The sequence below is a fragment of the Streptomyces sp. NPDC017520 genome (assembly GCF_044329855.1).
Lineage (GTDB): Bacteria > Actinomycetota > Actinomycetes > Streptomycetales > Streptomycetaceae > Streptomyces.
In genome coordinates, this window is sequence record NZ_JBIRKB010000003.1 from 543540 (window position 1) to 555816 (window position 12277).

Here is a 12277-nt window from a genome sequence, read left to right on the forward strand (position 1 = left end):
GAAACGTGGAGAACCTGATTGCGCTGCTCGTCGCGGCGCCCCTGCTCGGAGCGGCGGTCCTGCTCTGCGGCGGACGCCGCCTGGACAAGACCGGCCACTGGCTCGGCACCGTCCTGGCCGGAGCCTCGTTCGTCGTCGGACTGATCCTCTTCACCGACATGCTGGGGAAGGACGCCGAGGACCGGGCCCTGCACCAGCACCTGTTCAGCTGGATTCCGGTGGAGGGCTTCCAGGCCGACATCGCCTTCCAGCTCGACCAGTTGTCGATGACGTTCGTCCTGCTCATCACCGGTGTGGGCACGCTGATCCACATCTACTCCATCGGCTACATGGAGCACGACGAGCGCAGGCGCCGTTTCTTCGGCTATCTCAACCTGTTCCTCGCGGCGATGCTCATCCTGGTCATCGCCGACAACTACCTCCTGCTGTACGTCGGGTGGGAGGGCGTCGGTCTGGCGTCGTTCCTGCTCATCGGTTTCTGGCAGCACAAGCCCACCGCGGCCACCGCCGCGAAGAAGGCCTTCCTGGTCAACCGGGTCGGCGACATGGGCCTGTCGATCGCCATCATGCTGATGTTCACCACTTTCGGCACCTTCGCCTTCGGGCCGGTGCTGGAGTCGGCGGGCGAGACGAGCCAGGGCAAGCTGACCGCCATCGGGCTGATGCTGCTGCTGGCCGCCTGCGGCAAGTCGGCCCAGGTGCCGCTGCAATCGTGGCTCGGTGACGCGATGGAGGGCCCGACCCCGGTCTCCGCCCTCATCCACGCCGCGACCATGGTCACGGCCGGCGTCTATCTGATCGTCCGCTCCGGCGCCATCTTCAACGCCGCTCCGGACGCCCAGCTGGTCGTCGTCATCGTCGGCGCGGTCACGCTGATCTTCGGTGCCATCGTCGGTTGCGCGAAGGACGACATCAAGAAGGCCCTCGCCGGCTCCACGATGTCGCAGATCGGCTACATGATCCTGGCCGCGGGCCTCGGCCCCATCGGCTACATCTTCGCGATCATGCACCTGGTGACGCACGGCTTCTTCAAGGCCGGCCTCTTCCTCGGCGCGGGCTCCGTCATGCACGGCATGAACGACGAGGTCGACATGCGCAAGTACGGTGGCCTGCGGAAGTACATGCCGGTCACCTTCGTCACCTTCGGCCTCGGCTATCTGGCCATCATCGGCTTCCCCGGCCTGTCCGGCTTCTTCTCCAAGGACAAGATCATCGAGGCGGCCTTCGCCAAGGGCGGCACCGAGGGCTGGATCCTCGGCTCCGTGGCCCTGCTGGGCGCCGCGATCACCGCGTTCTACATGACGCGCGTGATGCTGATGACCTTCTTCGGTGAGAAGCGCTGGCAGCCGGACGCTCAGGGCCACGAGCCGCACCCGCACGAGTCCCCGAAGTCGATGACGATCCCGATGATCGTGCTGGCCTTCGGCTCGGTCTTCGCCGGCGGGTTCTTCGCCATCGGTGACCGGTTCATCAACTGGCTGGAGCCCGTCACTGGTTACGACCACGGGCACGCCCCACTGAGCGCGGCCACGGTCACCGGAGCCACCGTGGTGGCCCTGGTCATCGGCGTCGGGATCGCCTGGGCGATGTACGGGCGCAAGCCCGTGCCCGTCGTCGCCCCGCGCGGCTCGGTCCTCACCCGGGCCGCCCGCCGCGATCTCCTCCAGGACGACTTCAACCACGTGGTCCTGGTCCGCGGCGGCGAGCACCTCACCCGCTCGCTGGTCTACGTGGACCACTCCCTGGTCGACGGCGTCGTCAACGGCACGGCCGCCTCGGTCGGCGGGCTCTCCGGCCGGCTGCGCAAGCTGCAGAACGGCTACGCCCGCACCTACGCGGTCTCGATGTTCGGCGGTACGGCGGTCGTCATCGCCGCGACCCTGCTGATGAGGGCGGTCTGATCACATGTCCTTTCCCCTCCTGACCGCGACGGCGGCGCTCCCGGCGATCGGCGCCATCGCCACCGCGGCGGTCCCCGCCGCGCGGCGCACCGCGGCCAAATGGCTCGCGCTGCTCTTCTCGCTCGGCACGCTCGCCCTGGCGGCCGTCGTCTTCCTCCGCTTCGAACCGGGCGGCGACCGCTACCAGCTCACCGAGTCCCGGTCCTGGATCGCCGACTTCGGCGTCCGCTACGAACTGGGCGTGGACGGCATCGGGGTGGCGCTCCTCGGCCTCACCGCGCTGCTGATCCCCTTCGTCATCGTCGCCGGCTGGCACGACGCCGACCCCCAGGAGACGAAGTCCTCGCGCTGGCGTCCGACGCAGGGCTTCTTCGCCCTGATCCTCATGGTCGAGGCCATGGTGATCCTGTCGTTCACCGCGACCGACGTCTTCCTCTTCTACATCCTGTTCGAAGCCATGCTCATCCCGATGTACTTCCTCATCGGCGGCTTCGGCGACCGGGCCCACGCGGGCACCGACGAGAACGCCGCGACCCAGCGTTCCTACGCGGCGGTCAAGTTCCTCCTCTACAACCTGGCCGGCGGCCTGATCATGCTGGCCGCCGTCATCGGGCTGTACGTGGTCGCGGGCAGCTTCTCGCTCTCCGAGATCGCCGAGGCCCGGGCCAACGGCTCCCTGGAGATGGCGACCAGCACCGAGCGGTGGCTCTTCCTCGGGTTCTTCCTCGCCTTCGCGATCAAGGCCCCGCTCTGGCCGCTGCACACCTGGCTGCCCAACGCGATGGGCGAGGCCACCGCCCCGGTCGCCGTGCTGATCACCGCGATCGTCGACAAGGTCGGCACCTTCGCGATGCTCCGCTTCTGCCTCGGGCTCTTCCCGGAGGCCAGCAAGTGGGCGACGCCGGTGGTCATCACCCTGGCGCTCGTCTCCATCGTGTACGGGGCGCTGCTCGCGGTCGGCCAGCGCGACATCAAGCGGCTCATCGCCTACGCCTCGATCTCGCACTTCGGCTTCATCATCCTGGGCATCTTCGCGATGACCAGCCAGGGCCAGTCGGGCGCCACCCTCTACATGGTCAACCACGGGATCTCGACGGCCGCGCTGCTGCTGGTCGCCGGATTCCTCATCACCCGGCGCGGATCACGGCTCATCGCGGACTACGGCGGGGTGCAGAAGGTCGCCCCCGTGCTGGCCGGGACGTTCCTCATCGGCGGGCTCGCCACCCTGTCGCTGCCCGGACTCGCCCCGTTCGTCAGTGAGTTCCTGGTCCTCGTCGGCACGTTCAGCGCCTATCCGGTGGCCGGCATCATCGCCACCTCCGGCATCGTGCTCGCCGCGCTCTACGTCCTGGTCCTCTACCAGCGCACGATGACCGGCCCGGTGAAGGAATCGGTCCGGTCCATGCCGGACCTCAGGGCCCGGGAGCTGGCGGTCGCGCTTCCGCTGATCGCCGTGCTGATCTTCCTGGGCGTCTTCCCGAAGCCGCTCACCGAGGTCGTCAACCCGGCCGTGGAGCACACCATGTCCGACGTACAGAAGAAGGACCCCCAGCCCGAGGTGGAGGCCGCCAAGTGAGCGCAACAGCTGTCCACAGTCTGTGGACGACGGCGAGCGGGGTGACATCGGCGGCACCGGGCAGCACGTTCACGGCGCCGAAGATCGAGTACACCCAGCTGATGCCGGTCCTGATCATCGTGGTCGCCGCCGTCCTGGGCATCCTGGTGGAGGCCTTCGTGCCGCGCCGGGCCCGCTACCACGCCCAGCTCTTCCTGACCGTGGTGGCGGTCGCCGGCTCGTTCGCCGCGATCGTCGGCCTCGCGGCCGGCGGATACGGCACCACGGACGCCGGGATCGTGGCCATGGGCGCCATCGCGATCGACGGCCCCACCCTGTTCCTCCAGGGCACCATTCTCCTGGTCGCCATGGTGGCGGTGTTCACCTTCGCCGAGCGCCGACTGGACCCCACCGCCCACGGCAACCGGGTCGACTCCTTCGCCGCCCAGGCCGGAGCCGTACCGGGCGGTGAAGGCGAGAAGGCCGCCGTCCGGGCCGGCTTCGCCACCACCGAGGTCTTCCCGCTCCTCCTCTTCTCGGTGGCGGGACTGCTGGTCTTCCCGGCCGCCAACGACCTGCTGACCCTGTTCATCGCTCTGGAGGTCTTCTCCCTCCCGCTCTACCTCCTGTGCGCCGTGGCCCGCCGCAAGCGGCTGCTGTCGCAGGAGGCCGCCGTGAAGTACTTCCTGCTCGGCGCGTTCTCCTCGGCGTTCTTCCTCTTCGGGATCGCCCTCCTCTACGGCTACGCGGGCTCCCTCTCGTACGCCGACATCGCCAATGTCGTCGACGGGTCGGTCCTGGAGATCGACCCGGCCCTCGCCGACACCATGGGCAACGACGCACTGCTGCTCATCGGCGGCGCGATGGTCCTGGTCGGCCTGCTCTTCAAGGTCGGTGCGATCCCGTTCCACATGTGGACCCCGGACGTCTACCAAGGCGCCCCGACCCCGGTGACCGGTTTCATGGCCGCCGCCACGAAGGTCGCGGCGTTCGGCGCGATGCTGCGCCTGCTGTACGTGGCGCTGCCGGGCCTCGCCTGGGACCTGCGGCCGGTCATGTGGGGGGTGGCCATCGTCACGATGCTGGGCGGCGCGGTCGTCGCGATCACCCAGACCGACATCAAGCGGTTGCTGGCCTACTCCTCGATCGCGCACGCGGGCTTCATCCTCGCGGGCGTCATCGCGGCCAGCCCGGAGGGCATCTCCTCGGTCCTCTTCTACCTGCTGGCCTACTCCTTCGTGACGGTCGGCGCGTTCGCCGTCGTCACCCTGGTGCGGGACGCGGGCGGCGAGGCCACCCACCTGTCGAAGTGGGCCGGGCTCGGCCGCCGCTCGCCGCTGGTCGCCGCGGTCTTCGCGGTGTTCCTGCTGGCCTTCGCGGGCATCCCGCTGACCTCCGGGTTCTCCGGGAAGTTCGCGGTGTTCAAGGCCGCCGCCGAGGGCGGGGCCGGCGGACTGGTCGTCGTCGGTGTGCTCTCCTCGGCCGTCGCGGCGTTCTTCTACATCCGCGTGATCGTCCTGATGTTCTTCAGCGAACCGAAGGCGGACGGCCCCACGGTCGCCGTCCCGTCCCCGCTGACCATGACGACGATCGCGGTGGGCGTCGCCGTCACCCTGGTGCTGGGCCTGGCCCCGCAGTACTTCCTGGACCTGGCCAGCCAGGCGGGAGTGTTCGTGCGGTAGCCCGCGCGGTAGGGAGGAGAGCAGCGCCGGACGGTCGGTTATCCACAGACCGTCCGGCGCTGTCGTTGGCTCCGCCTATCGTGGACGGGGACGAGACGGACAGGGCCGGGCGTGCGGACCCTCGGGGGACAGAGCATTGGGCGTGACCATGGATGTGACCGGGACGGTGACCGACACCGACACGGGCGGCGAGGGCGAGACTTCCACGGGCGGCGAGAGCGAGGCGTTGCGGACGCTGCACCGCGTCTTCGGGTACGAGTCGTTCCGCGGCGAGCAGGGCGCGGTCATCGAGCATGTGGTGGCGGGCGGCGACGCGGTCGTGCTCATGCCCACCGGCGGCGGGAAGTCCCTCTGCTACCAGATCCCGTCCCTGGTCCGGCGGGGCACCGGCGTGGTCGTCTCCCCGCTGATCGCCCTCATGCAGGACCAGGTCGACGCCCTGCGGGCGCTCGGCGTCCGGGCCGGCTTCATGAACTCCACGCAGGACTTCGACGAGCGCCGCTCGATGGAGGCGCAGTTCCTCGCGGGCGAGCTGGACGTGCTCTACCTGGCGCCGGAGCGGCTGCGCCTGGACTCCACCCTCTCCCTGCTGGCCCGGGGCGAGATCTCCGTCTTCGCGATCGACGAGGCGCACTGCGTCGCCCAGTGGGGCCACGACTTCCGCCCCGACTACCTGGCCCTGTCCGTGCTCGGCGAGCGCTGGCCCGACGTTCCGCGCATCGCCCTGACGGCGACCGCGACCCACGCCACGCACGAGGAGATCACCCGCCGCCTCGGCATGCCCGACGCGAAGCACTTCGTCGCGAGCTTCGACCGGCCGAACATCCAGTACCGGATCGTGTCGAAGTCCGAGCCCAAGAAGCAGCTCCTCACCTTCCTCAAGGAGGAGCACGCCGGGGACGCGGGCATCGTCTACTGCCTCTCGCGCAACTCCACCGAGAAGATCGCGGAGTACCTCTGCCGCAACGGCGTCGAGGCCGTGCCCTACCACGCGGGCCTGGACGCCGGGACGCGCGCCACCCACCAGGCGCGCTTCCTCCGCGAGGAGGGGCTCGTCGTCGTCGCGACGATCGCGTTCGGTATGGGCATCGACAAGCCGGACGTCCGCTTCGTCGCCCACGTCGACCTCCCCAAGTCCGTCGAGGGGTATTACCAGGAGACCGGCCGCGCGGGCCGCGACGGGGAGCCGTCGACGGCCTGGATGGCGTACGGACTCCAGGACGTCGTCCAGCAGCGCAAGCTCATCCAGGGCGGCGAGGGCGACGAGGCGTTCCGCCGCCGGGCCGCCTCCCACCTGGACTCGATGCTGGCCCTGTGCGAGACGGTCCAGTGCCGCCGGGCCCAGCTGCTGACCTACTTCGGCCAGGAACCCACGGCCCCCGCCTGCGGCAACTGCGACACCTGCCTGACCCCGCCGGAGACCTGGGACGGCACGGTCGTCTCGCAGAAGCTGCTCTCCACGGTGGTGCGGCTGAAGCGCGAACGGAACCAGAAGTTCGGCGCCGGCCAGATCATCGACATCCTGCTGGGCCGCAAGACCGCCAAGGTCATTCAGTTCGACCACGACCAGCTCTCCGTCTTCGGCATCGGCGAGGAGCTGGCGGAGGCGGAGTGGCGCGGTGTGGTGCGCCAGCTGCTGGCCCAGGGGCTGCTCGCGGTCGAGGGGGAGTACGGCACGCTGGTCCTGACCGACGAGAGCGCGACGGTCCTGGGGCGGGAGCGGGACGTGCTGCTCCGCAAGGAGCCGAAGAAGCCGACGTCCCGGTCGTCGTCCTCGGCCGGCGGAGCCAAGGGCGCCAAGGGCAAGGCGGCCGTCGCCGATCTCCCCGCGTCCGCGGTCCCGGTCTTCGAGGCTCTGCGCACCTGGCGCGGGGCGACGGCGAAGGAGCAGGGCGTCCCGGCGTACGTCATCTTCCACGACGCCACGCTGCGCGAGATCGCGACGCTGCACCCGAGCTCCCTCGCGGAGCTGGGCGGCGTCAGCGGCCTGGGCGAGAAGAAGCTGGCGACGTACGGGGAGGGCGTGCTGGAGGTCCTGGCGCAGACGCCCCCGGGGGCGGCGGCGGAAGCTCCCGCACCGACGACCCCGGCTTCCGCACCACGTACGGCGGCCCCGGCCCCCGCGTCGCGCCCGGCGACCGCCCCGGCCCGTACGAAGGCCCCGGCCGCCCGTACGCAAGCCCCGGCCCCGGTCCCGCAGCACAGCGACCCCGAGTTCGGCTGGGACGAGGAACCGCCCGAGTACGAGTGATCCGTACCGGGCGGTGAGGCGGAGGAGCGGCGGATCTACCCGAGATCCGCCGCCCGGCGGCGGGGCGTGATCGCCGTGAGGTCCAGATCCACGGGGAAGGGCACCGACACCTTCATCCGGTCGTGGAAGATCCCCGTCGAGGTGTACGCGCCGGTGGCCGGCTCCCGCTCGAAGACGTACACCACGGCCCGCCCGTCGTGGTTCTCCACCCGCCAGTAGTGGGAGATCTTCGCACGGGCGTACTTCACGGGCTTGGTCTCCCGGTCGCGGGACCGGGACTCGGGCGAGACGACCTCGATGGCGAGGCGCACCGACTCGGCGGGGAACCGGGTCTGGTCCGGATCCTGGATGACGTCACCGTCGATGACGATCACATCGGGCTCGGGCCGGTTGTAGCGGTCGATGTCGATGGTGAACTCGCGGACAACCTCCAGCTCGGGCGGTACCAGGGACTGCAGCTGCCAGTTGAAGAAGTCGACCGCTCGCGAATGGAACAGGGTCTGCGGACTCACGAAAACGAGGCTCCCGTCGATCAGCTCCGTGTGCGGAGGCAGATTCGGGAGTGTGTCCAGGTCATCGGCGGTCCAGCCGCCCTCGGGCGGGACCGCCCACCGCAGCTCGGAGGCCTCGGGTTCGATGCTCATCATTGCTCCCATGGGAAGGAGTCTCGCGGGCCCGACCAGCGTATCCGCCGGGAACCGGATGAGGCTCCCCCGAACGTGTGAACGCCTCGCGCACTGCTGACCGGCCCGCTCCCACGGCCCCCGCCGCCCTCTAATCCCCGCCGCCCCCTCCGCAGCCGCCGCTCTCTCCGCCCCCGCTGTCGCCGCTCCAGCCGTTGCCGGACTCGTTCTGCTTCACGTTGTGGCGGACGGCCACGGCGGTCCACTCGGAGCGGCGCATGACCTTCATGACCGTCCGGCCCGTGCGGCCGAGGCGGGTCAGGTCGCCGGCCAGGCCGATGGCGGAGGCCAGGGCGGCCAGCACCCGGGCGCGGTGGTCCGGATATCCCGCCGCCTCGGCCGCCGCGAACCGGTCGAGGACGCCCGGCGCGAGGTCCGGCACGCCCGGGTAGTGGCGGTGGTACGGGAAGACGCCGAGGAAGCGGTGGGTCTTCCGGGACAGGACGGAGCGCTCGACCAGGGAGTCCAGGTACCTCTCCTGCACGTACCGGTCGTACTCGCCCACCCAGCGCCGGGCGCGGATCCCCCGGCGGCGGCCCTTGGCCGGCGGGTCCAGGGTCCGGAGCAGGGCGGCGAGGAGCGGGTCGGCCGGGTCCAGCGGGTTCACCACCTGGATCCGGCCGCGCTCCTCGCGTATCCGGCCCTGGATCTCCAGCTCCGCGAGGGCGGCCCCAGCGGTCCCGTACGCCAGATCACGGGCCCCGCACGTCGGCTTGCCCCGGTCGGGATCCAGGGCGAGCAGGATCAGTTCCTCGGGCAGCGTCAGCGCGGGAGCGTCATGCCTCGCGGGGGCGTCCTGCGTCATCGTGCGGTGACGATCCTTCCGGTCACGTCGCCGAGGCCCACCCGGGTGCCGTGCGGGCCGGGGGCCCAGGCGGTCAGGGTGACCGTGTCGCCGTCCTCCAGGAACGTCCGCTTGCCCTCGGGGAGTTCGAGCGCGTCGCGGCCGTTCCAGGTCAGCTCCAGGAGCGAGCCGCGCTGGGCGGGCTCGGGGCCGCTGACGGTGCCGGAGCCGTACAGGTCGCCGGTGCGCAGCGACGCGCCGTTCACCGTCATGTGGGCCAGCTGCTGGGCGGCCGTCCAGTACATCGAGGCGAACGGCGGCTCGGCGACCACCTGCCCGTTGATCTCGACGGTGATGCGGATGTCGAAGCCGCCCGGCTCCTCGTCCGCCGCGTCGTCGAGGTAGGGGAGCAGGGGGACGTCGCGGGCCGGGGGTGCCGTGCGGGCGGCGTCCAGGGCCTCCAGCGGGGTGACCCAGGCGGAGACGGAGGTGGCGAACGACTTGCCGAGGAACGGGCCGAGCGGCACGTACTCCCAGGCCTGGAGGTCGCGGGCGGACCAGTCGTTGAGGAGCGAGAGGCCGAAGACGTGCTCGCGGAAGTCGGTCAGCGGCACCGGAGTGCCGTGCGCGGAGGGGACGCCGACGACGAAACCGACCTCGGCCTCGATGTCGAGCTTCACCGAGGGCCCGAAGACGGGGGCCGGGTCGGCGGGGGCCTTGCGCTGCCCGCTGGGGCGCACCACGTCGGTGCCGGAGACCACGACGGTGCCGGAGCGGCCGTGGTAACCGATCGGCAGGTGCTTCCAGTTGGGGGTGAGCGCGTCGCCGTCCGGCCGGAAGATCTGTCCGACGTTGGTGGCGTGGTGCTCGCTGGCGTAGAAGTCGACGTAGTCCGCGACCTCGTACGGCAGGTGCAGGGTCACCGCGTCCACCGGGTGCAGCAGCGGCTCGATGTCCGCGCGGTGGGCGGGGACCGTCAGCCAGGCGGTGAGCGCGCGGCGCACGTCCCGCCAGGCGGTGCGGCCCGCCGCGAGCAGCGGTGTCAGGCTCGGTTGCGCGAGCAGCCCCGCGTAGGGGGAGCCCAGCGCGTGGGCGGCGGCCCCGGCGTCCAGGACGTGGTTGCCGATGCGGACGCCGACCCGGCGGTCGTCGGGGTGGTCGGGGGTGGAGAACACACCGTACGGAAGGTTGTGCGGGCCGAAGGGGTCGCCCTCGGCCAGATCGAGCGGGCTGCTCTGCTCGGGCATGTGGTGCTGCCTCGCTTTCCAGGTCGCGTTGGGGACACGTTACGTCGGGGCTCCTACCCAGCGGCAGTGCCCCGACTATCCCCAACTGTGCGCATTGCCCGGAAAGTTCGCCGGGCCCCCGGAGATCCGGGGGCCCGGAGAACGATCAGGGAGACCGCTCAGCCCGCCGTGCGCGGGATGCGCTTCTCCCAGGTGCGGTGGAAGACGACCTCCCCGCCGTCCTTGCAGATCACCTCGTTGGAGGTGATGAAGTCCTGGTCGTCGGCGGCGATCTCGGAGCGGGTCTCGATCTCCACGTCCCACGCCATCTCCGGGCGGTGCAGCCGGATCCGCCAGTCGGAGCGGGTCCGCGCGGAGAGCGGGTCGTCCTGCCGGATCGTGTACGTCTCCAGGGCGTCCTCGGTGAATTCGAGGCCGTCGGGGTAGACGCGCGTACCGCCGTAGCGGGGGTCGACCTCCATGCGCCATTCGCCCTTGGCCACATCGCGGACGACGAGGCGTTCGGGGCGGGGCTCCTCCAGGGTGACCGGGTAGACCACGCCGAGCGGTTCGGACTGCTCGGGCTCCCCGAAGGTGATCGCCGGGTCCTCGGTGTGGCGGCGCACCGGGAGCTCGACGAGGCTGCCGTCCGCGTCCAGGGTGAAGCCCGCCGAGCCGGCCTGCGGCCAGATCCAGGGCCAGTACGAGGAGGAGACGGCGAGCCGGATGCGGTGGCCGGGCGGGAAGGTGTGCCCGATGCCGTTGAGGTCGAAGACCACGTCCTCGGTCTCGCCAGGGGTCCAGTCGTCGGTGCGGTCGCGGCCGTGCCGGGCGGCGAGGTTGAGCACGCCCCGGGTGACCAGGGTGGAGGAGCCGTCGGGCGCGACGTCGCAGAGCCGGGCGATGGCCTGGCCGCGGGCCGCGTCCATCCGGAGGCGGAGCTTCACCCGGGGGCGGCCGAGGATCTCGATCGGCGCGTCCACGACGGGGAACTCGAAGGACACCGACTTCGCGTCCTCGTCCCGCTGGTCCGGCGGCAGGTCCGCGTCGTTGCCGAACGGGAAGAAGCGGCCCGCGTCCAGGCCGGTCTGCTGCGGCGAGGCGACGATCCGCTCGCCGCCCTGAAGGGCGTACGCCACCGGGGAGACGTTCTCCGAGGGCCAGCTCGCGTCCCCGACCCAGCGGCCCGGCAGCGTCTCGTAGACCGTGGCGGGCGGGTGCGAGCCGCTGATCCAGGACCGCAGCAGCGGCTCCCGCATCACACCCGTCTCCTGGCCCTTGAGGTGCTGGTCCCACCAGCGCAGCGTCTCCTGGAGGAAGCCGATCGCGGGCCCGGGCGGCAGCCCCCGGTCGGGGTACTGGTGCGACCAGGGGCCGATCACCCCGCGCACCCGCTCCGGGTCCAGGTGCTCCACGAGCCGCAGGACGGTGTCTCGGTACGGGTCGTGCCAGCCGCCGACCGCGAGGACGTTCGCCTTGATCGCGCCGTAGTCCTCGCAGACGCTGCCGTGCTTCCAGTAGTCGTCGCGGCTCTGGTGGGCCAGCCAGGTGTGGATGAAGGGGTCGACGGACTCCAGCCGCTTCAGCCACATCTCCTTCCACCCGTCACCGACCTGCGCCGGGTCCGGCGGACGGCAGACGAAGGCGAGCATGGTGGCGGCCCAGGCGTGCATGTCCACGGCGAGGACGGAGCCGCCCATGTAGTGGACGTCGTTGTCGTAGCGGTCGTCGGCCGAGCAGACGGTGACGATCGCCTTCAGCGGCTCGGGGGCGAGCGCGGCGATCTGGAGCGAGTTGAAGCCGCCCCAGGAGATGCCGAACATCCCGACCCGGCCGGAGCACCACTCCTGCTGGGCCAGCCAGTGGATGACGGCGACCCCGTCCTCCAGTTCCCGCGCGTCGTACTCGTCGCCCGGCAGCCCCTCGCTGTTGCCGTGGCCGCGGACGTCGACCCGGAGGGAGGCGTAGCCGTGGCCCGCGTACCAGGGGTGGCGCTGCCAGTCCCGGGGTGCGGTCCAGTCGCTGAGCCGGTAGGGCAGGTACTCCAGCAGGGCCGGGACCGGTTCGTCGGTCAGCGGCCGCCAGATCCGGGCGTAGAGCCGGGTGCCGTCGGGGAGCGGGATGTACACGTCCTCGCGGGTGGTCTCGTACGGGAACTCGGTCGTGATGTTCATGGGTCACCTCGATGTACGACG

8 protein-coding genes are annotated in these 12277 nt (G+C 70.8%); 4 read left to right on the forward strand and 4 right to left on the reverse strand.

The features are described from left to right. Window positions 1–5: 5 nt before the first annotated feature. From nuoL to recQ, 4 genes are all read left to right on the forward strand, one after another. On the forward strand, window positions 6–1901 hold the full coding sequence (gene nuoL / locus ACH4KB_RS10340) for an NADH-quinone oxidoreductase subunit L (protein WP_398065490.1): 1896 nt from the start codon (window positions 6–8) through the stop codon (window positions 1899–1901). A gap of 4 nt (window positions 1902–1905) precedes the next feature. Next, the gene (locus ACH4KB_RS10345) at window positions 1906–3477 is read left to right on the forward strand and encodes an NADH-quinone oxidoreductase subunit M (RefSeq protein ID WP_398065491.1); all 1572 of its coding nucleotides are present in this window, start codon (window positions 1906–1908) and stop codon (window positions 3475–3477) included. Further along, entirely contained in the window at window positions 3474–5138 is a 1665-nt protein-coding gene (nuoN, locus tag ACH4KB_RS10350) for an NADH-quinone oxidoreductase subunit NuoN (protein ID WP_398065492.1), read from the forward strand. The genes ACH4KB_RS10345 and nuoN overlap by 4 nt, the downstream gene beginning before the upstream one ends. 148 nt (window positions 5139–5286) lie before the next feature. Then, complete coding sequence (gene recQ / locus ACH4KB_RS10355) at window positions 5287–7389, forward strand: DNA helicase RecQ (protein WP_398065636.1); 2103 nt, start codon at window positions 5287–5289, stop codon at window positions 7387–7389. A 35-nt stretch (window positions 7390–7424) separates the two neighbouring features. Here recQ and ACH4KB_RS10360 read toward each other — a convergent pair whose 3' ends face one another. From ACH4KB_RS10360 to ACH4KB_RS10375, 4 genes are all read right to left on the reverse strand, one after another. Further along, window positions 7425–8033: a Uma2 family endonuclease gene (locus tag ACH4KB_RS10360; RefSeq protein WP_398065493.1), complete on the reverse strand. Its 609-nt coding sequence runs from the start codon at window positions 8031–8033 to the stop codon at window positions 7425–7427. Window positions 8034–8163: 130 nt separating this feature from the next. Next, window positions 8164–8877: a GPP34 family phosphoprotein gene (locus tag ACH4KB_RS10365; RefSeq protein WP_398065494.1), complete on the reverse strand. Its 714-nt coding sequence runs from the start codon at window positions 8875–8877 to the stop codon at window positions 8164–8166. Further along, the gene (gene fahA, locus ACH4KB_RS10370) at window positions 8874–10103 is read right to left on the reverse strand and encodes a fumarylacetoacetase (protein ID WP_398065495.1); all 1230 of its coding nucleotides are present in this window, start codon (window positions 10101–10103) and stop codon (window positions 8874–8876) included. Before fahA ends, ACH4KB_RS10365 begins: the two co-directional genes overlap by 4 nt. Before the next feature lie 158 nt (window positions 10104–10261). Next, window positions 10262–12256 carry a CocE/NonD family hydrolase gene (locus ACH4KB_RS10375; RefSeq protein WP_398065496.1) on the reverse strand — a complete coding sequence of 665 codons (1995 nt, stop codon included), beginning with the start codon at window positions 12254–12256 and terminating at the stop codon, window positions 10262–10264. Window positions 12257–12277: the final 21 nt, after the last annotated feature.

Coding starts and splice junctions, on each gene's coding strand:
- ACH4KB_RS10360 (WP_398065493.1), bottom strand. CDS start 8,033: ATGAGCATCGAACCCGAGGCCTCCGAGCTGCGGTGGGCGGTCCCGCCC.
- ACH4KB_RS10375 (WP_398065496.1), bottom strand. CDS start 12,256: ATGAACATCACGACCGAGTTCCCGTACGAGACCACCCGCGAGGACGTG.
- ACH4KB_RS10345 (WP_398065491.1), top strand. CDS start 1,906: ATGTCCTTTCCCCTCCTGACCGCGACGGCGGCGCTCCCGGCGATCGGC.
- ACH4KB_RS10365 (WP_398065494.1), bottom strand. CDS start 8,877: ATGACGCAGGACGCCCCCGCGAGGCATGACGCTCCCGCGCTGACGCTG.
- fahA (WP_398065495.1), bottom strand. CDS start 10,103: ATGCCCGAGCAGAGCAGCCCGCTCGATCTGGCCGAGGGCGACCCCTTC.
- recQ (WP_398065636.1), top strand. CDS start 5,287: ATGGATGTGACCGGGACGGTGACCGACACCGACACGGGCGGCGAGGGC.